Annotated in this window: 25 protein-coding genes; 4 read left to right on the top strand and 21 right to left on the bottom strand. The window is 56.3% G+C overall.

The genetic code is table 11. The annotated features are described in order from the left end of the window. Positions 1-5: 5 nt before the first annotated feature. The 3 genes from ileS to ABJI08_RS11015 all read left to right on the top strand — a co-directional run bounded on the left by ileS (position 6) and on the right by ABJI08_RS11015 (position 4,944). Positions 6-2,915, top strand: coding sequence for an isoleucine--tRNA ligase (ileS, locus tag ABJI08_RS11025; RefSeq protein WP_348401890.1), 2,910 nt, complete (start codon positions 6-8; stop codon positions 2,913-2,915). A 118-nt stretch (positions 2,916-3,033) separates the two neighbouring features. Beyond that, positions 3,034-3,495, top strand: a complete 462-nt coding sequence (locus ABJI08_RS11020; protein ID WP_348401889.1) for a methylated-DNA--[protein]-cysteine S-methyltransferase — start codon at positions 3,034-3,036, stop codon at positions 3,493-3,495. A gap of 60 nt (positions 3,496-3,555) precedes the next feature. Then, on the top strand, positions 3,556-4,944 hold the full coding sequence (locus tag ABJI08_RS11015; protein WP_348401888.1) for an alpha/beta fold hydrolase: 1,389 nt from the start codon (positions 3,556-3,558) through the stop codon (positions 4,942-4,944). Between the two features lie 7 nt (positions 4,945-4,951). Here ABJI08_RS11015 and ABJI08_RS11010 read toward each other — a convergent pair whose 3' ends face one another. From ABJI08_RS11010 to ABJI08_RS10980, 7 genes are all read right to left on the bottom strand, one after another. After that, a complete protein-coding gene (locus ABJI08_RS11010; protein ID WP_348401887.1) occupies positions 4,952-5,647 on the bottom strand; it encodes a CDP-alcohol phosphatidyltransferase family protein in 696 nt (231 codons plus the stop codon). 152 nt (positions 5,648-5,799) lie between these two features. Beyond that, the gene (gene yihA, locus ABJI08_RS11005) at positions 5,800-6,453 is read right to left on the bottom strand and encodes a ribosome biogenesis GTP-binding protein YihA/YsxC (RefSeq protein WP_348401886.1); all 654 of its coding nucleotides are present in this window, start codon (positions 6,451-6,453) and stop codon (positions 5,800-5,802) included. Then, entirely contained in the window at positions 6,453-7,196 is a 744-nt protein-coding gene (locus ABJI08_RS11000; protein WP_348401885.1) for an MOSC N-terminal beta barrel domain-containing protein, read from the bottom strand. The genes yihA and ABJI08_RS11000 overlap by 1 nt, the downstream gene beginning before the upstream one ends. Then, positions 7,196-9,013, bottom strand: a complete 1,818-nt coding sequence (gene yidC, locus ABJI08_RS10995) for a membrane protein insertase YidC (protein WP_348401884.1) — start codon at positions 9,011-9,013, stop codon at positions 7,196-7,198. The genes ABJI08_RS11000 and yidC overlap by 1 nt, the downstream gene beginning before the upstream one ends. Before the next feature lie 110 nt (positions 9,014-9,123). Continuing rightward, complete coding sequence (locus tag ABJI08_RS10990) at positions 9,124-10,677, bottom strand: bifunctional diguanylate cyclase/phosphodiesterase (protein WP_348401883.1); 1,554 nt, start codon at positions 10,675-10,677, stop codon at positions 9,124-9,126. 61 nt (positions 10,678-10,738) lie between these two features. After that, entirely contained in the window at positions 10,739-11,608 is an 870-nt protein-coding gene (gene ttcA, locus ABJI08_RS10985) for a tRNA 2-thiocytidine(32) synthetase TtcA (protein ID WP_348401882.1), read from the bottom strand. Positions 11,609-11,764: 156 nt separating this feature from the next. After that, positions 11,765-12,271, bottom strand: coding sequence for a hypothetical protein (locus ABJI08_RS10980; RefSeq protein WP_348401881.1), 507 nt, complete (start codon positions 12,269-12,271; stop codon positions 11,765-11,767). Between the two features lie 181 nt (positions 12,272-12,452). Here ABJI08_RS10980 and ABJI08_RS10975 point away from each other — a divergent pair, with 181 nt between their 5' ends. Then, positions 12,453-14,156, top strand: coding sequence for a pentapeptide repeat-containing protein (locus tag ABJI08_RS10975; protein WP_348401880.1), 1,704 nt, complete (start codon positions 12,453-12,455; stop codon positions 14,154-14,156). On the opposite strand, the gene yidD is transcribed toward ABJI08_RS10975, so the two are convergent. The 14 genes from yidD to ABJI08_RS10905 form a co-directional block, all read right to left on the bottom strand. Beyond that, positions 14,153-14,383, bottom strand: a complete 231-nt coding sequence (yidD, locus tag ABJI08_RS10970; RefSeq protein ID WP_348401879.1) for a membrane protein insertion efficiency factor YidD — start codon at positions 14,381-14,383, stop codon at positions 14,153-14,155. The genes ABJI08_RS10975 and yidD overlap by 4 nt on opposite strands. A 111-nt stretch (positions 14,384-14,494) precedes the next feature. Further along, positions 14,495-15,802: an ATPase gene (locus tag ABJI08_RS10965; protein WP_348401878.1), complete on the bottom strand. Its 1,308-nt coding sequence runs from the start codon at positions 15,800-15,802 to the stop codon at positions 14,495-14,497. 85 nt (positions 15,803-15,887) lie between these two features. After that, positions 15,888-16,382 carry a prepilin peptidase gene (locus tag ABJI08_RS10960; RefSeq protein ID WP_348401877.1) on the bottom strand — a complete coding sequence of 165 codons (495 nt, stop codon included), beginning with the start codon at positions 16,380-16,382 and terminating at the stop codon, positions 15,888-15,890. 9 nt (positions 16,383-16,391) lie between these two features. After that, positions 16,392-17,240, bottom strand: a complete 849-nt coding sequence (locus ABJI08_RS10955; protein WP_348401876.1) for a tetratricopeptide repeat protein — start codon at positions 17,238-17,240, stop codon at positions 16,392-16,394. A gap of 30 nt (positions 17,241-17,270) precedes the next feature. Further along, positions 17,271-17,834: a tetratricopeptide repeat protein gene (locus ABJI08_RS10950; RefSeq protein WP_348401936.1), complete on the bottom strand. Its 564-nt coding sequence runs from the start codon at positions 17,832-17,834 to the stop codon at positions 17,271-17,273. Positions 17,835-17,847: 13 nt separating this feature from the next. Beyond that, positions 17,848-18,825: a type II secretion system F family protein gene (locus ABJI08_RS10945; protein ID WP_348401875.1), complete on the bottom strand. Its 978-nt coding sequence runs from the start codon at positions 18,823-18,825 to the stop codon at positions 17,848-17,850. Positions 18,826-18,837: 12 nt separating this feature from the next. Then, the gene (locus ABJI08_RS10940; RefSeq protein ID WP_348401874.1) at positions 18,838-19,806 is read right to left on the bottom strand and encodes a type II secretion system F family protein; all 969 of its coding nucleotides are present in this window, start codon (positions 19,804-19,806) and stop codon (positions 18,838-18,840) included. Positions 19,807-19,811: 5 nt separating this feature from the next. Next, positions 19,812-21,290, bottom strand: a complete 1,479-nt coding sequence (locus ABJI08_RS10935) for a CpaF family protein (RefSeq protein WP_348401873.1) — start codon at positions 21,288-21,290, stop codon at positions 19,812-19,814. A 15-nt stretch (positions 21,291-21,305) separates the two neighbouring features. Continuing rightward, on the bottom strand, positions 21,306-22,556 hold the full coding sequence (locus ABJI08_RS10930; protein WP_348401872.1) for an AAA family ATPase: 1,251 nt from the start codon (positions 22,554-22,556) through the stop codon (positions 21,306-21,308). A gap of 287 nt (positions 22,557-22,843) precedes the next feature. Beyond that, entirely contained in the window at positions 22,844-23,500 is a 657-nt protein-coding gene (locus ABJI08_RS10925; RefSeq protein WP_348401871.1) for an OmpA family protein, read from the bottom strand. 13 nt (positions 23,501-23,513) lie between these two features. Next, on the bottom strand, positions 23,514-24,917 hold the full coding sequence (locus ABJI08_RS10920; RefSeq protein ID WP_348401870.1) for a type II and III secretion system protein family protein: 1,404 nt from the start codon (positions 24,915-24,917) through the stop codon (positions 23,514-23,516). A gap of 191 nt (positions 24,918-25,108) precedes the next feature. After that, positions 25,109-25,966 carry a Flp pilus assembly protein CpaB gene (gene cpaB / locus ABJI08_RS10915; RefSeq protein ID WP_348401869.1) on the bottom strand — a complete coding sequence of 286 codons (858 nt, stop codon included), beginning with the start codon at positions 25,964-25,966 and terminating at the stop codon, positions 25,109-25,111. A gap of 149 nt (positions 25,967-26,115) precedes the next feature. Then, complete coding sequence (locus ABJI08_RS10910; protein ID WP_348401868.1) at positions 26,116-26,295, bottom strand: hypothetical protein; 180 nt, start codon at positions 26,293-26,295, stop codon at positions 26,116-26,118. Positions 26,296-26,470: 175 nt separating this feature from the next. Beyond that, on the bottom strand, positions 26,471-26,659 hold the full coding sequence (locus ABJI08_RS10905) for a hypothetical protein (protein ID WP_348401935.1): 189 nt from the start codon (positions 26,657-26,659) through the stop codon (positions 26,471-26,473). Between the last annotated feature and the right edge of the window lie 16 nt (positions 26,660-26,675).

Genomic DNA, 26,675 nt, shown 5'->3' with positions numbered 1-26,675 from the left:
CACACATGTGCGCCGACACCCCTGAATACAAACACACGCTGAACCTGCCCAAAACTGATTTCCCAATGCGCGCCGGATTGCCCAAGCGCGAACCCGGCTGGCTGGACCGTTGGGCGCAGATTGGGGTTTATGACAAGCTGCGCGAGAAAGAAGGCCGCGAACCGTTCACGCTGCATGATGGTCCGCCCTATGCCAACGGGCATTTGCATATCGGTCACGCGTTGAACAAGACGATCAAGGATATGATCGTGCGGTCGCATCAGATGATGGGGTTTGACAGCCGATACGTGCCGGGCTGGGATTGTCACGGTTTGCCGATTGAGTGGAAGATCGAGGAACAGTACCGCGCCAAGGGCAAGGACAAGGACGCGGTTGACGTTGTCGAGTTCCGTCAGGAATGCCGGGCTTTTGCCGATAAATGGGTCGATATTCAGCGCGAGGAGTTCAAACGGCTGGGGATCACCGGCAACTGGGCTGATCCTTATCTGACGATGGATTACCATGCCGAGGCGGTGATTGCCGAAGAATTCATGAAGTTCCTGATGAACGGCACGCTGTATCAGGGCTCTAAGCCTGTGATGTGGTCGCCGGTTGAAAAGACCGCATTGGCCGAGGCCGAGATCGAGTATCACGATCACAAGAGCCACACGATCTGGGTGAAATTCCCGATTGTTCGCGCGGTGGAGCCAACCGGGGCGCGGTCACAGCTATTGGGTGTGAACGTGGTGATCTGGACCACAACCCCCTGGACGATTCCGTCAAACCGGGCGGTCGCATTCAACCCAACGCTGTCTTATGGGCTTTACAAGGTCACAGCCGCGCCTGAAGGCAACTGGGCGCAAAAGGGGGATCATTACCTTTTGGCCGATAATCTGGCCGAAGAGGTGATGAAATCCGCCAAGGTTGACGAGTATATCCGCAAGCGGGATGTATCCGCCGAGCAATTGGATCTGGTGATCTGTGGGCATCCGCTGCGCGGTGTTGAGGGTGGTGAAGGTGAGTGGGACTATGACGTGCCCATGTTGCCGGGTGACCACGTGACAGACGAGGCGGGGACCGGATTTGTGCACACGGCCCCCAGCCATGGTGCCGATGACTTTATCCTTGGGGTGAAGCACGGGCTTCTGATGACCCATAACGTGATCGAAGATGGGTCATTCCGGCCTAATCTGCCGCTGTTTGGCGGTGAAGTGATCATCACGCCCAAGGGCAAGGAAGGCGGTGCCAACACAGCCGTGATCAATGCGCTGTCCGGGGTTGGTGCGTTGATTGCACGCGGACGTGTGACGCATAGCTATCCCCATTCGTGGCGCTCAAAAGCGCCGGTGATCTTCCGCAACACGCCGCAATGGTTTGCTGCTGTGGACCGCGACGTTGAGGACGGGCAGGACGAAATGGGTGAAACCATTCGTCAGCGGGCGCTGAATTCGATAGATAAGCTGGTGAAATGGACCCCACCCGCAGGGCGTAACCGGTTGTATTCCATGATCGAAACGCGGCCCGACTGGGTGCTGAGTCGTCAGCGCGCATGGGGTGTACCGTTGACGTGTTTTGTCAAGAAAGACGCGATGCCGCATGATCCGGATTTCCTTTTGCGTGATCCGGAGGTGAATGCCCGGATTGTTGCAGCTTTTGAGGTCGAAGGTGCGGATTGCTGGTATGCCGAAGGGGCTGCACAGCGATTTTTGGGCGATGGGTACAGCGCGGATGAATGGGTGCAGGTGTTTGATGTGCTGGATGTCTGGTTCGACTCGGGCTCGACACATTCATTTGTGCTGAGGGATCGCGCAGATGGTGTCGCGGACGGGATTGCCGACGTTTATATGGAAGGCACTGACCAGCATCGCGGTTGGTTCCATTCATCGCTTTTGCAGGCTTGTGGCACCAAAGGGCGCGCGCCGTATCGCAATGTGGTGACGCATGGGTTCACGCTGGACGAGAAGGGCAACAAGATGTCCAAGTCGTTGGGCAACACCATCGTGCCTGAGAAGATTGTGCAGCAATATGGCGCCGACATTCTGCGCCTGTGGGTGGCGCAGACCGATTACACAGCCGATCAGCGTATCGGGCCGGAAATCCTGAAAGGTGTGGCAGACAGCTATCGCCGTTTGCGCAATACGATGCGGTTTATGTTGGGGTCGCTGAATGAATTCAGCGAGGCCGACCGCGTGGACCCCGCAGATATGCCCGAGTTGGAACGCTGGGTGCTGCATCGTCTGGCGGAGTTGGATCACAAAGTGCGCACCGGCTATGGCGCGTTTGATTTTCAGGGTGTGTTTTCGACCGTGTTTAACTTTGCCACGGTGGACCTGTCGTCGTTCTATTTCGATATTCGCAAGGACGTTCTGTATTGCGATGGCGACACCGCACGGCGTCGGGCAGCGCGCACGGTTCTGGACATCGTGTACCAACGTCTGACCACGTGGCTGGCACCGATCCTTGTCTTCACCATGGAAGAGGTGTGGCTGGAGCGGTTCCCGGGTGACAAGAACTCGGTGCATTTGCAGGACTTCCCGGACACGCCTGCGGACTGGCTGGACGAACCGCTGGCGGCAAAATGGGCACAGGTGCGTGACGTGCGTCGGGTTGTGACAGCGGCGTTGGAAGTGCAGCGGACCGAGAAAGTCATTGGCGCGTCGCTGGAAGCGGCACCGGTGGTGCATGTTCGTGACGCGGCGGTTCTGGATGCGCTCAAGAGCGTGGCCTTTGAAGATGTCTGCATCACATCTGACATTGTGCTGTCTGGCGATCCGTTGCCCGCAGAAGCGTTTCGGATGCCGGAAACCGAGGGTGTTGGTGTGGTGTTTGAAAAGGCAGACGGCGCAAAGTGTCAGCGTTGCTGGAAGATCCTGCCGGATGTCGGCAACCACGCGCATGACGCGGTATGTGGGCGTTGTAATGACGCGTTGAGCTAAGCATGTCGGTTTTCCGGCCCCCGCGGGGGAGCCCGGAAAACCGGCCCCGCACTCTGATTCTTGCGCAAAAGAAGACGTCCCGCTTGCGGGGCGTTTTTACGTTGTGCAGGATGGCGGCATGAAACAAGTGTGGATGAACAGCCCTTTGGGGGCGATGCGGATTGTTGAAGAGGGCGGCGCGATTGTGCGGCTGGACTGGGGTGGCACGCCAGAGCCGTCACCGGAAGGGTCGGAATTGTTGCGCGAAGCCAAGCGCCAATTGAGCGCGTATTTTAGCGACGAGCGTGCGCCGTTTGATTTGCCGTTGCGTGTCGCCGGATCGGCATTCCAAAAGGCCGTGTGTGACGCGATGCTGGCTATTCCGTTGGGCGACACGCGCACCTATGGCGAGATTGCCAAAGACCTTGGCGCGATGCCGCAGGCGGTTGGGCAAGCCTGTGGCGGCAATCCGATCCCGATCATTATCCCGTGTCACAGGGTGATGGGGGCCAAGGGATTGACCGGGTTTTCCGGCGCGGGTGGCGTTGAAAGCAAGGTCTGGCTGTTGCGCCATGAGAAGGCTGGGGGGCTGTTGATCTGACGCTTTGTGGGGATCAGGCCCTGTGCTAGGCTGAGCAGGCGCAAAACAGGAGACCGCCCCATGGAACGCCGTCTTGCCGCCATTCTTGCTGCCGATATGGTGGGCTATTCGCGATTGATGGAAGCGGATGAAGAAGCCATTCTGGTGCGTCAGAAGCGACATCGTGTTGAATTGATTGACCCCGAAATTGCGCGCAACCGGGGGCGGATTGTCAAAACCACGGGCGACGGGATGCTGGCCGAGTTTGCTTCGGCACAGGACGCGGTGCGGTGCGCCATCGACATTCAGGAAAACATGCAGCGGCGCGAGGCGGACAGCGATCCTGACCACCGGATACAGTACCGTGTCGGGGTCAATATTGGTGACGTTATCTTTGAGGATGGCGATATCTTTGGAGACGGTGTCAACGTCGCGGCGCGATTGGAGGCGCTGGCAGAGCCGGGCAGCGTGTGTATTTCGGACATTGTGCATCAGACTGTTCTGGACCGGTTGGGCGGCTATTTCCGTGACATGGGGCAGCAGCGGGTCAAAAACCTTTCGCGCCCCATCCGCGTCTGGCAGTGGCAAAGTGAGGCGCCTGCGACGGTGGACATCCACGACACGGCCCACAGTCAGCGGGTGCGATACGCCACATCGGCGGACGGAGTCCAGATTGCCTGGGCGGATGTTGGCAGGGGCGTGCCGGTCTTAAAGGCACCCAACTGGATGACCCATCTGGAATATGAATGGGGCAACCCGATGTGGTCCGGGTTTTTGGAACGCTTTACCGACGAGGTGCGGCTGGTGCGGTTTGACCAGCGTGGCAACGGGCTTTCGGATTGGGAGGTTCCGGAGATATCCGAAGCGGCGATGCTGGCAGATATGGAGGCGGTCGTTGCGGCTGCCGGGTTGGAGCGGTTTGCGCTGTTTGGTGCCAGTCAGGGGGCCGGGTTTTCGGTGCGTTATGCGTTGGCGCACCCGGATCAGGTAAGTTGCATCGTGATCTGGGGTGGGTATGTGCGCGGCCGGTTGGCGCGTAAAACCCAGGAACAGACGATGCTTTATGAAACAGCTTGCCGGATGATCCGGGATGGCTGGGGTGCGACCAATCCAATTTTCCGGCAGTTTTTTACGTCGAGTTTTGCGCCGGAAGTCGGGCCAGACCTGCAGAAAGCCTTTGACGAATTGCAGCGGGTGAGTGTTTCACCGGACAACGCGTTGCGCATTTTTGAGATGAACGGTTTGATGGATGTCAGCGAAGACGCAAAAAAGCTGACGGTACCTGTTCTGGTTCTGCACGCGGTTGGGGATCGTGTGGCACCGGCGTCAGAAGGTCGATTGATCGCACGATTGATCGATGGTGCGGAATATGTCGAGCTACCGGGCGAAAACCATTTTATTGTCGAAGGCACGCCGACATTTGACAGCATGTGCGACGAGGCGTTGGCGTTTATTGCGAAACACAGCTGACGGCAGGTCAGAGTTTTTCGTGATATATGAGCTGTTGGGCGGCGCCGGCCAGTATGAGATAGAGCGATGTCGCAACCAATCCCCAGTGCGCCCAGCTTTCGGGGTGGAAGTTCACCCACGCGGCCCAGCCTGCAAAAAATGTCCACGCGATTGCCATGGGAAGTGACACAACACGCCAGCGATCGGTGCGCACCGGATGCACGAATTTGATCGGCAGGAACATGGCGATGGCCAGCAGCGTGACCATTGCGAGGCTGACCCAGAAATTCGGCTCAACCGCAAAGATTACAATCACCACCATATTCCAGCATCCGGGGAAGCCGGAAAAGGAATTGTCATTTGTTTTCATGCGTGTGTCAGCGAAGTAGAGCGCCGAGGTAAAGGTGATCACGATGATCGCAACCCAACCGGTCCAGCCCGCCATGAGACCCGATTTGAACAGGGCAAAGGCGGGAATGAAGACATAGGTCAGGTAGTCGATGATCAAATCAAGTAGAACGCCATCAAATTCGCCAGCGTATTTCTTGACGTCATAGCGGCGCGCCAGCGGGCCGTCGAACCCGTCTACGACAAACGCGACCACCAGCCACAGGAACATCAGGCTCCATTTGCCATCCACGGCTGCGAGCATGGCCAGCATAGCAAACACCGCGCCTGTGGCAGTGAAGAGATGAACGGCGAGGGCGCGGGTGTGGGCAGTCATAAACACGTCATGCCGCAAATGAGGGCGTGGTGCAACGGGTGGTGTGATCCGGGGCGGGGACGGGAGGCCTCCGGCGGGAGTATTTTTGGCAAAATGAAGGGGCGGTGTTGCGCTTTGATCTGGTGCCGGGCGTTTGAGCAGCGACTGTGAGGTCAATCAAGGCCGGCGATAATGGCGCGCAAAGTGGCAATGCCGTCGCCTTTTTCGGAGCTGGTGAGGACGATCTCGGGGAAGGCCGCGGGGTGTTTGGACAGTTTTTCGCGCACCTGTGACAGGATTTTTTCGCGATCTTTGTCTTTGACTTTATCCGCTTTGGTCAGCACGGCCTGAAACGTTACTGCAGAGCTGTCGAGCAGGCTCATGATTTCTTCGTCGACCGATTTGATGCCGTGACGCGTGTCGATCAACACAAACGCGCGGCGCAGGTTCGCGCGACCGGACAAGTATTGTTTCAGCAGTCGCTGCCATTTTTCGACCACCGCCAGCGGCGCGTTGGCGTACCCATAGCCGGGCAGGTCGACGAGATAGTGGCTATCGGTCAGGGTGAAAAAGTTGATCTCTTGTGTGCGCCCGGGGGTGTTGGAGGCGCGCGCCAGGCGGGTGCGCCCCGTGACTGCATTGATCAGGCTAGATTTTCCAACGTTTGAGCGCCCTGCAAAGCAGACCTCGATCCGGTCCGCCGGGGGCAGGCCGGACATGGCGACGACGCCCTTGAGAAAGTCGGAATTGTTGCCTGCAAAGAGTTTGCGACCCTTTTCGAGGGCGCTGGCGTCAAGGTCATCAACAAGTGGAAAGGGCAGTTGCATCAAAGCACCTCGACAGGATCGTTCAGGGATATTGCGCCAGCTTTTGTGACCACGCCGTAAACGCCAAAATCCTGATGGCCAAAGCCGCCGTTCAATGCGCCCAGCGTGTCAGCATCGCGTATTCCGGTGTCTGGGTTGGACGTGGTTGCAAGGCAGCGTGTAATGCGTTCTCTGATCTCGATTTCCGCCTGCCCGATACGCAGGGTCTTTGAAATCCAGTCGAATTCTTCAAACGCGGCAAAGCCGTCGAGCCAGATATTGCCGCGCCAGCGTTCGGTTGAAAGCTTGCGGTCAAGACGGTCCTCAATGGCTTGATGCGAGGCAATGGTATGAATGGCAATCGAAGGGAACATGCTGTCGGTCATGCCATGTTCGCCCGCAGGCACCAGCCGGGCCGAAGCGGCACGGTCGGCGGGCATCAGCGGGCGCACCCATTCAATCAGCTTGTCGCCCTGGGTTGCCGGATCGATTGTCAGATCCCACAAGTCAGGATGGCGCAGCGTGATTTTGCCAGCGGCCTCATCCGTTTGAGCGGTGATGGCCATCAAGGCCGGGGCTTTGGCTGCGCGCGAAAAGTTGGCGCATTTAGCCCATTCGCCGCCATCGGTTTTGGCGGCTTCATGGGCCACGGCCCAGCGGCGGTCACCCGGAAAAGTCTGCCCTTTGATCAGGGAGACCTGGCTCACGGATTCGCGTCCGTGGGCTTTGATCGGGTGACGCCAGAGGGCCGCGATGTGGCCCATTACTTGGTATCCGACTTGGACTTGCGTTTGAAACTGGACGTGATGTTGCCAAACACATCCGGTTTATAGCCGTGGCTGCGCATGATCAGATACTGCTGCGTAAACGTGATCACGTTGTTGGTGATCCAGTAGAGCACCAGACCGCTGGCAAAACTGCCCAGCATGAACATGAAGACCCATGGCATCCACGCAAAGATCATTTGTTGCGTTGGGTCCGTGGGCGCGGGATTGAGTTTCTGCTGCAACCACATCGAGATACCAAGCAGGATCGGCAGGATGCCGAGGCTGATGATAGCGATGAACGATTCCGGATCGGGCGTAGCAAAGGGCAACAGACCAAACAGGTTCAGGATTGAAGACGGATCAGGTGAGCTGAGGTCGGTTATCCAGCCAAGCCATGGGGCATGGCGCAGTTCCAGCGTGACAAAAATCACTTTGTAGAGTGAGAAGAAGATCGGGATCTGGATCAGAATGGGCAGGCAGCCGGAAGCCGGGTTCACCTTTTCCTTCTTGTACAGCTCCATCATGGCTTGCTGCATCTTCTGTTTGTCGTCTCCCGCGTCGGCCTTGAGCTTTTCCATCTGCGGCTGAAGCTCTTTCATCTTGGCCATTGAGGCGTAAGATTTGTAGGCCAGCGGGAACACGATGATTTTGATCGTAATGGTCAGACCGATAATGGCCCAGCCCATGTTGCCGATGATGCCGTTCAGCCAGTGCAGGACGGCGAAAATCGGTTTGGTCAGGAAGAAGAACCAACCCCAGTCGATGGAATCGAGGAACCCCTGCACGCCGCCTTCATTTTCGTATTCGCGAATGGTGGCCCATTCTTTGGCGCCTGCAAACAGTTGCGACGCAGTGGCAGCAGTCTTGCCCTGTTCGACCGTTAGCGTCGGCATCACGGCTTCGGTTTGGTAAATATCGCGGCGTTCGTCGTATTTGGCGACCGATTTAAAGGCGCTGCCGGGTTGGGGCACAAGCGTGGCCATCCAGTAGTGATCGGTAAAGCCGACCCAGCCATTTTCGGTAACCTGTGTGACCTCGGCGCGTGCGCCCTCGCGTTGTTCGAACGGAAACTCGGTCATGTCGTCGTAGTCGGCTTCGGTCAGTTCGCCGTCGGACATGGCTACAAAACCTTCATGCAGGATGAAGAAGTTTTTCTTGTCGGCAGGTTCGCCATGACGGGCGAGAATGCCGTAAGGTGCCAAGGACACGGTGCCAGCGCCGATGTTGTCAACCGATTGTTCGACGGTGAACATGTAGTTTTCGTCCAGTGAAACCGTGCGGTGGAACATCAGTCCCGCGCCATTGTCCCACTTGAACTTAACCGGGGATGATTGGGTCAGTACGTCGCCTTGTTCAACAGACCATTCCGTGTTGGCGCCGGGTACCTGATCATGCGTCAGGCCCGCGCCGGGCGCCCAGCCATACAGTGCGTAATACGCATTGGGTTGGCCAGAGGGCGACAGGAACGAAACAATCGGTGAGCCTTCGTCCAGCGTTTCGCGATAGTCGTTCAGTTTCAGGTCATCAATACGCCCCCCCACCAGCGAGATTGATCCGCTGAGGCGGTCAGTGGCAATCTCAACCCGGGGCGCGTCGGTAACGTCATCCGCCGTTGCCGTGACCGGCTCGGATGTGTCGGTTGTCGCGGGCACGGATGCAGAAGGCGCAACCGGAGTTGTGCCGTCAGCAGATGCCACGGGGGCGTTGGGGTCGTCCACACCTGGTTCCGGGGGCGGAAACAAGACAAACCAAACCAGAATCACAACAAAACTAAGAGCAGTCGCGAGGATGAGGTTTTTGTTCTGATCGTCCATAGCCAATGGCCACCTGTCTTTGAAACTTTGGAGTGGTTCAACAGAGGTGCGCCCCAAAGGTCAAGTGGATTGTGGCCATATATCGGTTCTGCCGGGTCGTATCGGCGGCCTCACCCCGATTTTCTTCCGATTTCGGGAGGAGTGCACAGTTTTGCCCGGTGGCGTTCGATCCAACCGAGCGTATCGGCAAACGGCATAGGGCGGGCAATGCCAAAGCCCTGAACGTGGCGGCATCCAAGTTGAGAGAGCATGGCGTGTTCGCCGGCGTGCTCAACCCCTTCGGCCAATGTGTCCAGCCCAAGTCGTTCTGCCATAGTGACGATGGCGGCGATCATGCGTTGTTGTTCGGGATCGCTGTCGATATGGGTGACAAAGGACCGGTCGACCTTGAGCCGGGTGATCGGCAGGCGCCGCATAGATGAGATCGACGCGTGACCGGTGCCAAAATCATCCAGATCGATGGCACATCCCAGCTTTGCCAGTGCTTCGACATTGCGCACAACCATATCATCGGGCGTACCTGCGATCACGCTTTCTAAGATTTCTACCGCGAGCCGGTCCGGGTCAAGTTCGGTGCGGTCCAGTTCCCAACGGATGCGATCCATAAGAGATGGGCTGCGCAGCTCGTCCCCGGAAAAGTTCACGCCGACGCGGGGCACACTCAGGCCGGATTCGTCCCATGCGCGCAGTGCGTTCAGGGCCTGACGTAACATGTAATCGGCAAGGCGTGACATCTGGCCGGTTTGTTGCAACACATCCAGGAAATCGCTGGGCGCCAGAATTCCGCGCGTTGGATGATCCCAACGGGCAAGCACTTCAAACCCGGTCACTTTGCCGGTGTCGGTGGAAATCTGAGGCTGGTACCAGGCCTTGATTTGGTCCCGTTCTAACGTGTGGGCGGCTTCGGTTTCGGTTTTGCGGCGGGTCACAACCTTGTGGCGCATGTCAACGGTATAGGCACGGATGTTGGAAGGGCCTGCGCGACGTGCCTCGGCCATGGCCATATCGGCACATTGGGTCAGCGCCTTGACCGAGACATCGCGCAACCGGGATGCCAGACAAAACCCCATCGAACAGGTTGTGTAGATCGAAGCCATTCTGAGCGGGATGGGTTCTTCGACGGCTGTTTGTATTCGTATCGCCATTTGCAGGGCCGTTTCCAGATCGATCAGACGCACCGGGTCAAGCGCAATTAAAAAAGTTGCATCACCGGAACGCGCGACCAGATCATCGGCGCGCAAAGCGCCGCGAATTCGGTTGGCGGTGATTTGCAAAACTGCGTCACAATCCGCATCGCCGTGAGTGTCACGGATACGAGCGTATTCGTCAATTCGGATTGAAAAACAAGCGGTTGTGGATCCGGTTTTTGGCAGGGACGATACCAGTGCTGTGAATTTTCGATTGAATGCGGCTGGCAGCAGAAGTTCGGTCAGTCCGTCCGTTTCCGGCGCGGGTTTGCGCGACGTTCCAGCACTAATATTCCGTCTCATGATCCATGGAAGCGGCAGGAACATCGCAGCAACCAACAGCCCGGTTTCCCCCCACACTGCCCAGGTGGCGAGCGTCAGCAATGGCACGGCGACAGGCAGCGACCACCACAGGGTAAAAACCTTGCGGGCGCAAGTTCGGAGGGCGTTTTGTAACGATCCCAGCTGCAGCAGCATCTGATGTGTCCCTGATGGCAACGATTCCCACCAAGACTAGGGCCACTTCTTAAGCCGTCGGTTAACGCAACTGTGGAATTTCCGTGTCTATTTGTTCAAATTTGACAGACCCGCGCATTAGCCCCGCAAAGTCGAATAGTTTTGGGTCGAGCATGTGGCTGGGCCGGATATTCATCAGCGACCGGAACATCACCTGACGGCGACCGGGGCTATTTTTCTCCCATTGATCAAGGAGTTGCTTGACCTGCTGGCGTTGCAAACCGTCCTGAGAGCCACACAGGTCGCATGGGATGATCGGGTACTTCATGTCGCGCGCAAATTTTTCGCAATCGGCTTCGGCGACATGGGCAAGCGGGCGGTAAACAAACAGATCGCCCTCTTCATTTACCAGTTTGGGCGGCATCGTTGCCAGTCGTCCACCATGAAACAGGTTCATGAAAAACGTCTCCAGAATATCGTCGCGATGATGGCCCAGCACAACCGCCGAGCAGCCTTCTTCGCGCGCGATACGATACAGGTTGCCGCGGCGCAGACGTGAACACAGCGCACAATAGGTCCGCCCCGCCGGCACCTTGTCTTTGACCACGGAATACGTGTCCTGATATTCGACCCGGTGTTCGACCCCCATCTTTTCAAGGAATTCCGGCAAGACTGTAGACGGAAAACCGGGCTGGCCCTGATCCAGATTGCAGGCAAGCAAGTCCACAGGTAAAAGGCCGCGCCATTTCAGTTCGTGCAGAACGGCCAGCAGCGTATAGCTGTCTTTGCCGCCGGACAGACACACAAGCCAGCGGGTGCCGCGTTCGATCATTCCGTACTGGTCGATCGCCTCGCGGGTTTGACGCACAATGCGCTTGCGCAGTTTCTTGAAACTGGCCGAAGAGGGCGCGCCGTGAAACAGCGGGTGGATATCATCTAGATCGTCAAGCATGTGGGGGATTTAGGGGAAAGCGGGCTGACGGGCAAGCGTCACGCGGTCAAACGTTAAAAACATGGTCGCGCAAAAGCGCGCCGCAATGTCGAAAGGTCTGCAACTTGAAGCTTTTTGGCCAGGTGCCGGGGGCAAAAAGCCCCCGAAACTGTGTCTTTAGGAACCGGCCTGCTCAGCTATACATTTGCGGCCCAGTTCGATGGCCTTGTATGTGCCGGTCAGGTCGACAAAAAACGAATAGCTGGTTTCCGGGAAAACCGTCATGGTGTGCGCTTTGGCAATGTTGTCAAACACCTCGGGGTCGTCGGTTTTGACAATACCACCGGAATAGCCCTTGGTGATGTTGCCGCGCATGCCGGTGACTTCGCCAACATACAGGTTTTCACCGATAAGAATCGCCACGGCTTCTTTCTGGCCTTTGCGGATTTTGGTCTCTGCCTTGGTGAACACGCCGACATAGGCCACACCGGGTTCTTTGGTCATGCCCATTTGAACGACATTGTCAAAATCGTCTTTGGTTTCGATCATGCAGGTCTTTTGCTCGGTGTCGACATAGACGTTCCAGCCCTCGATGGCACCATAGCCTACGAACTTTTCTGCCAGTGCAGATGTGGCGCAAAAGGCGGCTGTCAAGGTGATTGCAATTTTGGTTGAAAATTTCATGGGGAACTCCCGTTTTAAATGAACACAACCACGCTAGAAGCCGTATGGATTGCTGTCCAGAGCCATTCGTCGGTTCGTCGGTGTTCCGAGAATTTCGAAAAGAAAACTAATTTTTCTGGTATGGGAAAACTTGTCAGCTTACGTTTGATTTACCACCCTTTTTTAATGATTGGGACATTTAATGAGCGACACCGAGACAATTTCTGAGGTCGTGAAACCGACGCTAAGGCGCGGACAGTGGTTCAATTCGAGCTCGCTTGGGCTTTTGGTGTTTGGGTTCGGCGTGGCGGCTGGGTTCCTGATCGCGTTTTCCGGGCTGGGAGTGCTCGAGGACGCGGCGGGCATATTGCTTTTGGTTTTCCTGACGGTTCTGATGTTTATCAGCGCGCTGGGGCTGGTGTTGTTTTTGTTTCGCAAGCCGCTGATGCGGCGGTTGTTTGGTTTGGCGCAGACCGAGCTGGAAGGGTTTGCCGAGCCTTTGGCCGAGGTGGCGCGCGGGGCGGTGGATCGCAACCCGCAACGGGCCACGGATGCGGCGCGTGATTTGGTGCATATGGCGCTGGCGCGCTATGCGTGGATTTCGACGCGCCGTTGGATCATCGGGTCGCTGACCGCGCTGATTGCGGCGATGGCGGCATTGGCCGGGACCGCGCTTTTGTTTCGTCAGAACGAGTTGTTGCAGGATCAGTCAGAGTTGTTTGCCGAACAGAACGTCCGGATTGATCAGCAGATCGAGCTGGATCGGTACACTGTGCAATTGGCAGAAGCGGCGCGCAATGCGCAATTGGTGGTCGAAATCACTGCGATTGCTACAGAACTGGGGCAGGCGGTCGACCGGGCGATGATCCGGCAGGGCGTGCCGGAAACGGGGACAGGGCTGCGCAGTGTGGAGAGCGTGGTGCCGGTGCTTGATCCTTTGCAGGATCTGGATCTGGGTTTGATCATGCGTATTGCCGCAGCCAGCCGGGCGACGCGGCCCTATCGGTTTTTACGCGGCGGGATTGCGACCGAAGATCAGTCGGCAATTCTGAAAGATGCTCTGGCCCGGCGCAAAGAGGATTTACCCCAGACCTGGGCGGCGTTGTCTGCTGGGTTTGGGTGGGATGGCGAGGTGGCGAACAGCCTTGACCTTGTTGATCGCCCGGCCAGCCCGGAGCGGGGGCAATTGCTGACGGCGCTGTTGCAGTCAGGGGTGCGTGATACCGAAGTGCTGAGCTTTTATGGGCTGGACCTGAGTTACGCCTATGCGCACGGGTTGTTGTTGCCGGATGTATCGGCGCAGGCGGCGCGGCTGGCCTATGCGGATTTGTCGTATTCTCAGATGTTGGAGACAGATTTTGGCGGCGCATCTTTAACCGGGGCGCGATTGAGAAACACGTTTCTGAAGGATGTCAGTTTTGCGTCGGTGCCCGGTTCGGAAATCCGGCCCCCCTATAGCAAGGACCTGGCGTTTTATAACACGAATATGGCGGGGGTCGATTTTCACGACGCGCATTTGCTGCGCCCGGATTTTAGCAATATTGACGGGCTGGCGGTGCAGTTTGATGGCGCAACGCTGGTTGAGCCACAGTTTCAGGACGCGCGGATTTCGGCGGGTACGTTTCGTGGAACTGTATTGTTAGCGCCGGAATTTGTCGGCACGGACTTGCGGTCGGTTGATTTTGACGGGGCCATTATTGACGGCGCGGATGCGTTGGACAGGATTGCGGCAGAGGCGGCCGAAGGCAGTTTTAAGCGCGCCCGGTTTGAACAGTCTCCAATCACTCTTGAAGACGCGTTGCAGGTCACGTCTCTTTACACGGTGATGGGATATGAAGAGTTGCAAACGCGCGTCGCGGACCGTGGGTTGTTCCGTATCAAACGGGTTCAACCATTTGAAAACTAATCTTCTTTAGGGGGTACCGGATCGTATCCGCTGTTGCCGAGGGGATGGCAGCGTCCGATCCGACGCATGGCCAGCCAGCTGCCTTTGATCGCGCCATGTTGTTCGAGGGCTTCCAGCGCGTAGGCAGAGCAGGTGGGTTGATAGCGGCAATTGAAGCCGACCCAGGGGCTGAAGATCAGACGATAGGCGCGCACCGGAAGTGCCGCAATATGGGCGAGAGGAGACATGAAGTTTATTTAGGGGATTGAGGCTGCCGGGAAAAGGGGCCTTGCCCCCTCATGGGCGCAAGCGCCCATTTCACCCCCGAGTATTTCTGACAAAATGAAGGGGGCCGGTTATTATTTTACGATATGTTCATCCTTGACGAACATGTTGGCCCAAGCGCGGTCGATCAGGTCAGGGGACATCTGGTTGGGGATGCCTTCGAATTCGCAGATCGATATCATCTGGTCGATCAGGAAGATCGGCTGATAATTGGCATAGACGTTGTCGATGGTCGGGTACTTGTGCTTGAGCAAATGCACCAGCGACTCTTCGTCCAGCGGCATTTTGCGTTTCTTGGCGACCATGGCAAAGATTTTCAGGAAGTTTTCCTGATTGGGGCCGTCGATTTTGATCTTGAAGAAGATCCGGCGCAGCGCGGCCTGGTCGAAGATTTCGTTTGGGTGGAAGTTGGTGGAAAAGATCACCAGCGTATCAAACGGCACTTCGAATTTTTCACCGGATTGCAGCGCGAGGATGTCCTTGTTTTCCTCGAGTGGGACAATCCACCGGTTGACCAGAGATTGGGGCGGTTCGGCCTGACGTCCGAGATCGTCCACGATAAAGATGCCACCGGTTGATTTCAGCTGCAGCGGCGCCTGATAGGTGCGCGCGGTGGGGTTGTAGACAAGGTCGAGCATATCCAGTGACAATTCCCCGCCGGTGATCACGGTGGGGCGGTCGCATTTGACATACCGGGTGTCAAACCGGGACACGCGGCGCAGGCTGTTAGGGTCCTGATCGTCCTCTTCTGCGGCAGAATGCACGATGGGGTCATACACGGTGATGACCTGACCGGCGTATTCAATGGCGCGCGGCACATAGACCTTGTCGCCCATGGCATCGCGGATGCCGTTGGAGATCGAGGATTTCCCATTGCCCGGAGGTCCGTACATCAGGATAGAGCGGCCGGCGCCGACGGCGGGGCCGAGGTGATCCAGCAGGCTGTCTGGCAGGATCAGGTGGCCCATCGCGTCGGTCAGTTGCTGACGGGTGATCTGAATATTGCGGATCGACTGGCGTTTGATCTGTTCGCGGTAGACATCCAGAGGCACGGGCATGGCGCCAAAGTATTCGGATTGCGCCAGGGCGTCCTGCGCCCGGGTTTTGCCCATATCGGTGAGCTGATAGCCCATCTCATTGCCGCTATTGGCGTTCAGTGTGCCCGTCGCCTCACAAAGTCGTTGTTCGCGGGCCATGTCGACCAGTTCTTGTGTCACAGCGCGGGGCAGGCAGATCGCGGTGGCAATGTCAGACACCATGTCGATGTTTTTGCGGAACATAGTTTTGAGCAAAATATCCCGCATCATCACAATGGGGAGACGCATTTCCTCCATTCTTTTGGGAGGCGGCGGTGCCATCACGTTTGACGACTGCATGGTCATGGGCGTCTACTCCTGCAAGGCGCACCGGGGGCGCCGAAATCCATACTCTGTTTGAGCATGGGAACATGGCAAATTTCAGGCCAGCTCAGGCCCCGTACATGGCACCCAGAACGAGGTAGATGGCCAAAGCCCCCCCCAGAGCGAGTCCCATGGGGAAATCCCAGCCCTGATCCCAGCTGTCCCAATCGGGCACAGCGCGGCGGATCGGGGAATGTTTGGCGATGCGATGCGTGACCCATGCGGCCAAAAGTGTTGCGGCAAAGACTGCCATCATCAAGCGGGTGTCGCCAAAAGCAATAAACGGCGCGGCGGCGGCGGAAAATTTGGCGTCTCCTGCGCCAACAAGGCCACCGGCGTTCAGCACCATTCCAAGCAGCAGAACGACGACGATATGCGACAGACGCCAGACATATTCAGACAGGGGCATTGCGATTAGGCCAACCACAAGAAACACTCCCAGCAGGGCCAGCACAGCCTGATTTGGGATGCGCATGGCGCGCATGTCTGACCAGGCCACATAAAAGCATATTGGCAGTACGAAGGGCAGGAACCACATTGCCGAAAGAGCGGTGATCTGCATCAGAGGCTCTTACGAGTTTTCCAGTGAACGCAGAGCGCGCACCGCGGCTTCGAAATGCTGGGGATGGGTTTCAATTGCGTCACGCAACAGCGTTTTGCCGGTTTCGGTGTCGCCTTGTTTGATCGCCGAGAGGGCCATTGTGTGCAACAATTGCGCGCGTTCGGTTTGAACCATCGGGATCACAGGCAGGGTATATTTTCGCTGGGCGCCGCGGGCCAGAACCATGTTGTTCTTGGCGGTAAACAAGGTGCTGTCCTGTCGGATCGCTTCGCCAAACAGACGTTCAGCCTCGGCATAATCGCCACGTGTGAGTTTGGAATACCCCCAGTTGTTCATGACACCGGAAGGGCGGGTGGTCAGGCCGACGGCGGTTTCATAAAAGCTGTCCGCGCGGTTCCATTCCTGATTGGAGTCAGCAATCATTGCCTCGAGGCGGTAACGTTTGAATGTTTCATGTGTGGGCGGGATGCCATCAAGCGTTTTTTCAGCATCTTCCCATTTGCCGGCGCGGATCTGGCTGTCTGCCAGATCGACCTTGTCATTGCTGGTGCTGTCTTTGTGTTTGACCACATTGACCCATGCAGGCACGGCTTCGGTAAATCGTTTGGCGCGGACATAAGAAATGGCCAGTCCGCGTCTCAGGTCAATGCGTTCGGGGTGATCGTTGAGGGTACGTTGGAAATACACGACGCCTTCGTTTGGATCAGCAACAGTCAGCATCACATCTGACAGGTTGCTATCGTCGATAGCGTTCACATTCTGGATCGCGCGTTCTACGCTCTCGTCGTCGGAATTTCCGCATGCCGACAGGATGGCAAAAGCTGCCATGCAGACTGTCCCAAGGAAAGGATGGCGCATTTTTTGCGTCCTTTTACTGCTCGTGCCCTTTTATGGCGTTGACCGGATGAGGTAGTCGCTGCTGCCTCGCCGCACCAATTTATATTCTTGTGTTTTTCCATCATCATAACCAGTATTTTCTGATTTTGCGAGCACTAAGCGTAAATTATCGCGAATCGAGTCACTTTCGCCATTATCGAGCGCATAGGCTTTACGAAAGATTTGTTCGGCTTGGCCAAATTCCCCGCGTTCCATCAAAACGACCCCGAGATTATTCCATGTTTCCGGGTGGTTAGAATCTTCCTTCAGGCTTTCGCGCAAAAGTTTTTCAGCCTGCCCCAAACGGCCAAGGCCGATATAGGCCGTGCCGACGGCTGCCTTAACGTCAGGTGTGGTGCCATGTTCGACGGCGTAGCGTGCAAATGCGTCAAGGGCTAATTCATATTCATTGGCTTCCATCAGGCGCCAGCCGACCAGCAAACCGTCGACGGCGTCTTTGCGGGTGTCGACATCCGGGGCGAACGGGCTTTCTTTTGACGCACTAAGGCCGCCTGACGAACAGGCGGCCAAAGATGCTAGCGCTAGGCTTAGGGCAAGAGCCCAAATTCTTGTCATGCGTGTCGTCGCGTTATTGCGCACCAAGGTTGTTGATGCCGATAATGGATGGCGACACCAGAATGATCAGCAATGGCGGCACCGTGAGCATCATTGTTGCAAGTGTCATCTTGGTTGGCAACTTGTTTGCAGCTTCTTCGGCGCGCATCACGCGTTTGTCACGCATTTCCCCTGCATACACACGAAGAGCATCGGCAATGGATGTCCCGAAAGTGGCGGACTGGATCAGAACGGTTACAAAAGATGAAACGTCCTGAACACCGCAGCGTTCGCCCATGTCAGACAAAACCTGACCTTTGTCTTTACCAGCTTTCATCTCGTATGCGACGATTTGAAATTCGTCGGCCAAGGCTGGGTAGGAAGAGCGCAGTTCACCTGCGACGCGGACAATGGACTGGTCCAAAGACTGGCCTGCCTCAACGCAAACCAGCATCATATCGAGCGAATCCGGGAAGCCGGATGTGATTTCCTCTTTGCGGGCATTGACCCGACGTGTCACCCAGTATTTCGGCAACATGTACCCAACGATGCCGGGGCCAAGCGTATACATCAACGTGTCTTGTGTGGTCGCGCCTTCGGTGCCTTTAACATAGACAAAATACAGAACCCCAACGATAAGTCCGCCGATCCCCAGCATCATTTGCGCCAGATGATAGGCTCGTACGGCATCCCGCGAAGGATACCCGGCCTGCATCAGGGTAAGGCGAACAGAGCTGAGTTCTTCTTCGCTTTTGGGTTCAAGGAACGCTTTGTATTTGTCGAGCTTGGCATTGGCGCCTTTGCGACGCAGGGCTTCTTTGCGCTGGTCCTTTTTAGAGGCGCCTTCTTTTTGCACCCGATTGAGCTTGTCAATTGGGTCTTCCTTGCGGCTGAGCATCAAAGAGACAATCAGAAGGATCACAAAGGCACCGACGACGCCTATTCCGATCAACGGCCCGTTTGGACCAAGCATGTCGGTCAGCATCAGGTTGAGAGCTTCAAAAGTATTCATTTTATCGTCTCCTCAGACCTTAATATCCGTCAGAACGCGCATCACGAACAGGTTGACGGCAAGGAACATGCCAACAGCGATACAGCCGGGAATGAACAGTTCGTGCGTCTTGACTTCGTCATAGTAATTCGGGTCCAGAACGTTGATCACGATCAGGGCGGCAATCGGGAAACCTGACAGAAATTTGCCGGACCATTTTGCTTCGGCGGTGATGGCTTTGACCCGGCGAAACAGACGGAAACGGGCGCGGATCACTTTGGACAGGCCTGCGAGAATTTCTGCAAGGTTACCACCTGACTGCTGTTGGATCGTGACCGCCACGGCCAGGAACCGCATGTCCTGCATGTCGAGACGTTCGGCCATGTCTTTGAGCGCTTCACCCAGATCGCGGCCATAGGCACTTTCGTCAGCGATAACGCCAAACTCGGTGGCCAGCGGGTCGTCGATTTCCTTGGAAACGATCTGAATGGCGGACGAAAACGGATGTCCGACACGCAGCGAACGCACCATCAGTTCAATCGCGTCAGGCAGTTGTTCTTCGATCAGGGCGACGCGTTTTCCGGCCTTCATGCTGACCCAGAAATAGACCCCTCCGACACCCATCATGACCGAGATTACGGCCGTTGTGGCTGGCGCGGTTTGGGTGCCAATGGACAATCCGACAAAGGCAAATACCGTGACAGCCCCCATCATCATGATCAGCTGCTTGGGCGTAAAGGCAATGGCGGCCTTTTGGGCTTTGTCCGCGAGCATCGAATAAAGCGGTATGGTGCGGTTTTCGCCGTGTTGTTTCATCTCCTTACGGAGCTGTTCCAGCACTTCGTCGCGGCGTGCGCCCTTGTTCAGCATCTCAAGGCGTCGGTTGACGCGGCTGTTCAGGCTGATCGATTTGCCGAAGATCGTCAGGTAGGCGCCTTCGACCAGGACGAATACGCCAATAAAGATAAGACCGTAGACAATGAGTTCGGGTGAAAATGGCATATCGATTACCCCGCAGTCGGTTCGTAGATTTCGGCAGGCAAGTCATAGCCCCACATCCGGAAACGCTCGGAATAGTGCGAGCGCACGCCGGTGGCGGTAAAGTGACCGATGATCTTGTTTTCCGGTGTCAGGCCAGTCCGCTGATAGCGGAACACTTCCTGCATCGAGATCACGTCACCTTCCATGCCGGTGATTTCAGTAATGGATGTCATGCGACGCGAGCCATCCTGAAGGCGCGAGGCCTGGACGATCAGGTTCACGGCCGAAGAAATCTGAGAGCGCACGGCCTTGAGCGGCATTTCGATACCTGCCATCGCGATCATGTTTTCAAGGCGGGACACACCGTCGCGCGCCGAGTTGGCGTGAATGGTGGTCATCGATCCGTCGTGGCCCGTGTTCATGGCCTGCAGCATGTCGATCACTTCTTCGCCGCGAGTCTCGCCAACGATGATGCGATCCGGGCGCATCCGCAACGCGTTCTTCAGACAATCGCGCGGGCTGACTTCGCCTTTGCCCTCAACGTTGGGTGGGCGGGATTCCATGCGACCGACATGGGTCTGTTGCAGCTGGAGTTCGGCCGTATCCTCGATTGTCAGGATGCGTTCTGCGTCATCAATGAAGGAGCTAAGTGCGTTCAGCGTTGTGGTTTTACCAGAACCGGTACCACCTGAGACGATAACGTTCAGACGGGTTGATACGGCAGCTTGGAGATAAGCGGCCATTTGTTCGGAAAAGGCACCAAAGCCAACAAGATCGTCGATACCGAGCTTGTCCTTTTTGAATTTACGAATGGAAACCAGCGACCCATCCACCGCGATCGGGGGAACCATGGCGTTGAAACGCGATCCATCCTGCAGACGGGCGTCAACATAGGGGTTGGATTCATCAACGCGACGACCCACGGCGGACACGATCTTGTCGATGATCCGCAACAAGTGCTTTTCGTCTTTGAAGACCACATCGGTCAGCTGCAGTTTACCGTCACGTTCCACAAATATCTGTTTGGGACCGTTGACCAGAATATCGTTGACCGATTCATCCTGAAGCAGGGTTTCCAGCGGGCCGAGCCCGGTGACTTCGTCAAACAGCTCTTTAAAAACAGTGGCGCGTTCTTCGCGGTTCAGAACGATGGCTTTTTCCTGAAGAACCTCGGTGGCAATCGACCCGATTTCCGCGCGCAGTTCTTTTTCTGACGCCTTGTCGAGCGCGGACAGGTTGAGATTGTCCAGAAGTTCGCGGTGCAGTTCGAGTTTGATTTCGCCCAGGCGTTCCTTGCGACGGCGTTCCTTGTCACCAGCAACGGGTTGTGCGGCTGTCTTGGCAGGCGCTTTGCGCATGAAAGATTTTGGGGCCGCAGCCTCTGGCGCGGCGGCGGGCGCCGCAGCGGGTTTCGCCTTTTCGCCACGCTTGATCGATTTGGCGGCCTTTTCGGCGACGGCCGGGTTCGGCTTGGGATCGGCGGTTTTCTTGTATCGAGAGAACATTATTTATTCCTTCCCTCAGGCTGCTTTTTCGTCGGATTGGTCCAGCTCGTGTAAGCTGGTCGCGAGCTTGATGATTTCTTTGCGAAGCGGGTTCTTGGGGGCGTTCAGACCAAGGGGTTGGCCGTGATCCCCAGCGGATGCGACTTGTTTTGCGCCGTCCGGCAGATTTACGTCGATTGAGATGCCAAGGCTTTCAGACAGACGTTTCACACGGCTCTTGCCGCTGAGATCTGTGAATTTCGGAGCGCGGTTCATGACATAACGAAGTTTTTCGAATGGCAAGTCTTCGGCTTGAAGCGCGCGCTTAAGACGAATGGCGTTCTGGGCGGAACGCATGTCGATTTCCATAGTGGCAAAATAAACATGCGCCGCGTGCAACACGACTTCGGACCATTGAACAAGAACCGACGGCATGTCGACAATGACATAATCAAAGTGACGACGCGCGACGCCAAGTACACGTTCAATATCTTCGGGAGATACCAAATCCATTGGGATGATGTCGGGTGGCGCGGTCAACACATGCAGGCGTTCTTCGTAAGTCTGAAGAGCTTGCCCAAAGCTTTCGCTGTCCAGGGCCTCGGTATCGGTGATCACTTCGAACGCCGCATCCGGGCGTTGCAGATCAAGGAATGTCGACACAGAGCCAAATTGCAGATCAAGGTCGATCAGGCAGACCGAAGGCGGGTTCTTTTTGTCGATTGTGGCTAGTTCCCAGCCCAGATTAACGGCCAGCGTGGTTGCGCCGGTGCCGCCAGCCAGGCCTTGAACCGCAATCAGAACACCTTCGAGCGATTCCGCGTTTGAGCTGAGAGCAACCGATGACTTTTGTGGGGTGGGCGCTGCTGGCGCGGGCTCTTCTGCGTGCAGTTTGTCTATGACAGACTGCAATTCGCCCGGCGGGAGCGGGTAGGGGATAAATTCGTTAGCACCCTGACGCAACAAGTGGTGCAGCGAGGCCGGAGTGACGTCTTCGGCGATCAGAAGTGTGCGGATATTGCGATCCCGGGCGGCGCTGATGATTTCTGTCAGCTGGTCAAGGTTGTCCTCGTCCATGTCATCAATGGCCAGCGCGATGAATTCCAGATGATCGGCATCTGGTTGCTCCATAAAGGGAATAGCGTCTTCAAAGCCCAGATCACCCCATTGCTCGCCAAGACACTCCTCCATATCGACGATAAGGAGTTCAAAGTTCTGCACGTCCCGGCAAATGGTGCATGCCAGGATCGGGCTCTGTTCTGTCTGGTTCGGCTCGCTACTCGTCATAAGCCCCATAATCCTCATTCGCGGCGGACCGCAATTCCTTCTGCGGGCTGGCTGGTCGCAATTCTAAGCAACTCAACTTCCCTTTTGTTGGGAATCGATTGTCCGACTCGGATTGGCACAACGATCCCGTTGTTCTGAAAGTCGCCTGCAAGTTAGGCAACATTGGGGCCAAAAAACCGAAATTGTGCGGAAATGTGCGACGATACCCGGGATTTTCCAATATCGTTTCCGCAATGAAAAAGACCGGCCAGTGGCCGGTCTAAGAGTTTGATTTTTAACGTTTGTTGTTATTCTGCTGTGGTGCCTGTTGCGGAAAGGCCTTCAAGTCCGGACCGCGGTATCGCACTTGCAACATATTCGCGATAAACAATGGCGGCGTATTTGCCATCCAGAACCGTGGGGTGGCGGGCGACAAACCCGGTCACTTCGGTCACTGTGCGGCGGTTTTTACGTTCACGTCCCTGTGTTACGACCAATGGCTGGGTTTTGCCAAGCGACACAACGGCTTCGAGCCGGTCGCGGCCAATACCCTGAGACACAAGGTAATTCACAACAGTCCGTGCACGGCGCATGCCAAGAGATTTGTTATAGTTGTTGCTGCCCACGGCGTCGGTATGGCCAAACACTTTGAAACGCACTTCGGGGAATTGCTGAATCCAAACGGCCTGTTGACGCAATGTGTTGCGCGCATTCTGATCCAGCTGCGCGCTGTCAAATGCGAAGTTTACAGTTGAATTGACCTCTTCTGAAAAGCGGTTGGCAAGGCTTAGGATGTATTGCTTGTCGCCGTTTTGGATCGAGGTGTTATTTTTGGTTGCGTATCCAAAGTGCCCTGGATCAACAACGGCGCCAGCCTCGCGGAACCAGGATGGAACGGCGTCATGGTCGCCGTCCGAACATGCGCTCATCAGTATTAGGGCGGAGGCTGCGATAAGTTTCCACATCTTTCGTCTCTCCTCAGTCCATCACATAGCCGTAGGACCCGGAAAAGTCCTGTTTCGCAACTTCGCCGGCGGCACCCGTTTTGGGGCGTTTTGCGTCTCGGGCGACATGGCCGAACAAGAACAAATCCTGTTCCGTCGGGGGTTTTACACGATCCGTGGGCAAGGCCAGTGCTTCGCCGCGTGTCGGTGTCACCAGATGGGCCGTAATGATAATGACCAGTTCTGACTGTTCGCGTTGATAATCCGCACTGCGGAAAAGGGCGCCCAACACAGGAATGTCACCAAGCCATGGAACCTGAGCATTGTTGTCCAGAAAATCATCCTGAAGCAAACCAGCGATGGCAAAGCTTTCGCCGTCACGCATCTCAACTGTCGTGGATGTTTCACGGCGGCTGAACGCATTGATCGTCAGCGTGCCATCTGAATAGCCATTGGTGCTGTCGATTGCGGACACGGCCGCGGTCAGCTCCAGATTGATCAGGTCGCTGTCGATCACGCGCGGGATAAAGTTGAGCTCAACGCCAAAGGGTTTGAATTCAACTGTGATGGCCCCGTCTTCCTGAGCCACTGGCACCGGGTATTCGCCGCCAGCCAGAAACTTGGCCTCTTGTCCTGACAATGCGGTCAGGTTCGGTTCTGCAAGCGTCCGGGAAACACCTTTGTTTTCCAGAGCTTCCAACAAAATTCCGACTTCGAACGCGCCGACACCAAATTGAAAGCCCAACGCGCCCAGTGTGCCGGTTGCCGGCGTAATTGGATTGCCGATGCCATTGTCTCCAGACAACCATGTGCCGGTTTCAACGCCAAAGCCTTCGCCCGCGATAGCGAGAGATGAGCTGAGCGACTTGGATACGGACCGCTGCATTTCTGCAAAGCGTACTTTGAGCATCACTTGCTGAACACCGCCGACCACCATCAGGTTGGAAACCCGCTCGGGCGCATAGCGTTGAGCCAGCTCCATGGCGCGTTCCAGTTTCTGCGCAGAGGTTACAGTGCCTGACAACACGATGCCGTCATTGGCGGTGCGCACTTCGATCTTCTCGGTTGGAAGGATCTGGCGCAGGCGTTCTTTGAATTCGGAAATGTCCGGTGCGACCCGGACTTCGACATTGGTGATCAGCTTTCCGGCTGCGTCCAGCAAAGTCAGCGTGGTCATGCCGGGCGACTTGCCCAAGACATAGATGGTTCGATCCGAAAGCGACGAGATGTCGGCAATGGCCGGATTGGCGATAGAGAGTTCCGCAAAGGGAACGTCGCTTTCCACCACAACGGCGCGGTTCATCGGAACCCCGAGCGTTGAGGATGCACCACTGCGCACAACGCGCAATGTTTCGGCCAAAGATGGCCCCGCCAAAACAGGGAGAATGGCCAAGGTAGCGCCCAACAGGACGGCCCCCAGAGTACTGTGATATTTCATGTGACCTGCCTCTCGATCACGCCTCGGTTCGCGGGTCTTTTGCCCACATTTGTCAGCACTGTGCGCCAGATCGCAAAATTTTGCAAGAATCAATGGTTTCGAGGGCATATTGCATGTGGGTGTGGTGCCACAGAGACGCAAAGCAAAGGGGCGCCCGATCGTCGGACGCCCCTGAAAATATTGCTGTTGGATCAGTTTGTGCAAGGGATCGGGATCTGAAGAACGTCGCCGCCTTTGCGGGTTTTGATCGTGCAGACCCGCGCCTTGGCTTCTTGTTTCACAACTTCTTCAACTTCGGCCTCAATGCCAAGCAGAGCGCGCTGATCGACTTCGATGGCGGACGCGATCGTGTCATCTTCGGCACCAACGAGCGACAGAGACAAACTGCCGGTTGATTGAGCCTGCGCCAGTGCGGCAACCTGTTGTGGTAAGGCGGCAACCGTGACTGTTCGGGCGATGTTGCCGGTGTCGACCTCTTCGTCCGCAGTTTGGTCAATTGCGATCAGCGACACATTTGCTTCGATCAGTTTGGTAAAGTCACCACGGCTGTCATTTTTGCTGCCTGCGCGGCCGGTCCAGTAGACATCAACACGATCACCGGGGCGCAGAAAGCCCGAAACGCCGCTGGCCACGTCCACTTTGATGGCAAAAGCGCGTTGGCCACGGGCAAGGCGGGATGTGATGCCGGCTTCTTCACCTGGTTTGGTGAGTTTGGCGGCAATCAGCACTTCGCCTTTTTCCATGGCGCGCACAACGACACGACTGCGATTATCACCCTTGGGGAACAACTCTTCTACGGATGTGAACATGCCTTCGGGCATGGCGGCGGCGGGCCATTTCACGATCCGGACGTCTTCTTTCAGGAGGGTTTCGCCGTATTTCATGGCGCGGGAGACGGTGTAACCGTCCACAAGTTCAATATCCTGGCGCCCGGCACGTTCCTTAGCCAGCGCGGCTTGATATCCCTGAATATAGTTCTGGGCCATGTAGACCGCAAACCCTGCGAGTCCCAGGCCGACAAGTAGCACTACTGCAAATATCGCACGCATGTCTCGTTACCTCATCTTCCATCTGGTGCCGGGATTTCTATCCCGTGCGGGGATTTGTACCGGCCTAGTATCTGAGACGAATGTGGCGATTTGAGGGTCGCTTAAAGCATCTTTCGTGGCTGGTTTGTTCCTTGGGGCGCGGTGTTTCGTCAGAAGCTGGCGCGATCGCCAATAAAGCTTCCGGTGTCGCTGGCGGATTTTTTGGCATCCGCCCCCAGAGTGTTCATAATTGTAAACAACAGGCCGACCATTGCGGCGGTAAGGACAACCCATTCCACCGAGACAGCACCATTTTCGCTCACTCGGAAGCGCGCTAGGAATTTTTTCATGCAGATACCCTTTCAATGGATAAATGGCCGGATATGCAAAACAGGTTGGTCTTGCTTCAGGTCCGACTTGATTGGCAGCAACTCGTAAACAGGGTGTTAAACAGCAAAAGAGGCGAAAAAAGGGGCCGATCGCCAAATGACGCGGCCCCCTTCCATACCTAAGTGACGGCTGGGATTAGTCAGCGGCCAGGGTGTTTTCTGTCAGGATGCGGCCACCGGCTGCATCTGCGAGAGTTTTGGTGTTTGTCTCGATGGTTGTGTATGCGGCAACAGCCAGGCCAACAACAGCAGCGGTCAGAACAACCCAGTCAACAGTTACAGCGCCGTTTTCGTCTTTGCGGAAGTTTTTGATGAATTTGATCATAGTGTGTCCCTCCAAA

It is taken from the genome of Shimia sp. (assembly GCF_039969785.1).
Taxonomy (GTDB): Bacteria; Pseudomonadota; Alphaproteobacteria; order Rhodobacterales; family Rhodobacteraceae; genus Shimia.
The sequence above is the reverse complement of the archived record's forward strand: the minus strand, read 5'-3'. Positions and strand labels throughout refer to the sequence as shown.

What these genes read in the sequence shown, in the direction of transcription:
- ileS (WP_348401890.1), top strand. Translation starts at nt 6, where the DNA reads ATGTGCGCCGACACCCCTGAATACAAACACACGCTGAACCTGCCCAAA.
- ABJI08_RS11020 (WP_348401889.1), top strand. Translation starts at nt 3,034, where the DNA reads ATGAAACAAGTGTGGATGAACAGCCCTTTGGGGGCGATGCGGATTGTT.
- ABJI08_RS11015 (WP_348401888.1), top strand. Translation starts at nt 3,556, where the DNA reads ATGGAACGCCGTCTTGCCGCCATTCTTGCTGCCGATATGGTGGGCTAT.
- ABJI08_RS11010 (WP_348401887.1), bottom strand. Translation starts at nt 5,647, where the DNA reads ATGACTGCCCACACCCGCGCCCTCGCCGTTCATCTCTTCACTGCCACA.
- yihA (WP_348401886.1), bottom strand. Translation starts at nt 6,453, where the DNA reads ATGCAACTGCCCTTTCCACTTGTTGATGACCTTGACGCCAGCGCCCTC.
- ABJI08_RS11000 (WP_348401885.1), bottom strand. Translation starts at nt 7,196, where the DNA reads ATGGGCCACATCGCGGCCCTCTGGCGTCACCCGATCAAAGCCCACGGA.
- yidC (WP_348401884.1), bottom strand. Translation starts at nt 9,013, where the DNA reads ATGGACGATCAGAACAAAAACCTCATCCTCGCGACTGCTCTTAGTTTT.
- ABJI08_RS10990 (WP_348401883.1), bottom strand. Translation starts at nt 10,677, where the DNA reads ATGCTGCTGCAGCTGGGATCGTTACAAAACGCCCTCCGAACTTGCGCC.
- ttcA (WP_348401882.1), bottom strand. Translation starts at nt 11,608, where the DNA reads ATGCTTGACGATCTAGATGATATCCACCCGCTGTTTCACGGCGCGCCC.
- ABJI08_RS10980 (WP_348401881.1), bottom strand. Translation starts at nt 12,271, where the DNA reads ATGAAATTTTCAACCAAAATTGCAATCACCTTGACAGCCGCCTTTTGC.
- ABJI08_RS10975 (WP_348401880.1), top strand. Translation starts at nt 12,453, where the DNA reads ATGAGCGACACCGAGACAATTTCTGAGGTCGTGAAACCGACGCTAAGG.
- yidD (WP_348401879.1), bottom strand. Translation starts at nt 14,383, where the DNA reads ATGTCTCCTCTCGCCCATATTGCGGCACTTCCGGTGCGCGCCTATCGT.
- ABJI08_RS10965 (WP_348401878.1), bottom strand. Translation starts at nt 15,802, where the DNA reads ATGACCATGCAGTCGTCAAACGTGATGGCACCGCCGCCTCCCAAAAGA.
- ABJI08_RS10960 (WP_348401877.1), bottom strand. Translation starts at nt 16,382, where the DNA reads ATGCAGATCACCGCTCTTTCGGCAATGTGGTTCCTGCCCTTCGTACTG.
- ABJI08_RS10955 (WP_348401876.1), bottom strand. Translation starts at nt 17,240, where the DNA reads ATGCGCCATCCTTTCCTTGGGACAGTCTGCATGGCAGCTTTTGCCATC.
- ABJI08_RS10950 (WP_348401936.1), bottom strand. Translation starts at nt 17,834, where the DNA reads ATGACAAGAATTTGGGCTCTTGCCCTAAGCCTAGCGCTAGCATCTTTG.
- ABJI08_RS10945 (WP_348401875.1), bottom strand. Translation starts at nt 18,825, where the DNA reads ATGAATACTTTTGAAGCTCTCAACCTGATGCTGACCGACATGCTTGGT.
- ABJI08_RS10940 (WP_348401874.1), bottom strand. Translation starts at nt 19,806, where the DNA reads ATGCCATTTTCACCCGAACTCATTGTCTACGGTCTTATCTTTATTGGC.
- ABJI08_RS10935 (WP_348401873.1), bottom strand. Translation starts at nt 21,290, where the DNA reads ATGTTCTCTCGATACAAGAAAACCGCCGATCCCAAGCCGAACCCGGCC.
- ABJI08_RS10930 (WP_348401872.1), bottom strand. Translation starts at nt 22,556, where the DNA reads ATGACGAGTAGCGAGCCGAACCAGACAGAACAGAGCCCGATCCTGGCA.
- ABJI08_RS10925 (WP_348401871.1), bottom strand. Translation starts at nt 23,500, where the DNA reads ATGTGGAAACTTATCGCAGCCTCCGCCCTAATACTGATGAGCGCATGT.
- ABJI08_RS10920 (WP_348401870.1), bottom strand. Translation starts at nt 24,917, where the DNA reads ATGAAATATCACAGTACTCTGGGGGCCGTCCTGTTGGGCGCTACCTTG.
- cpaB (WP_348401869.1), bottom strand. Translation starts at nt 25,966, where the DNA reads ATGCGTGCGATATTTGCAGTAGTGCTACTTGTCGGCCTGGGACTCGCA.
- ABJI08_RS10910 (WP_348401868.1), bottom strand. Translation starts at nt 26,295, where the DNA reads ATGAAAAAATTCCTAGCGCGCTTCCGAGTGAGCGAAAATGGTGCTGTC.
- ABJI08_RS10905 (WP_348401935.1), bottom strand. Translation starts at nt 26,659, where the DNA reads ATGATCAAATTCATCAAAAACTTCCGCAAAGACGAAAACGGCGCTGTA.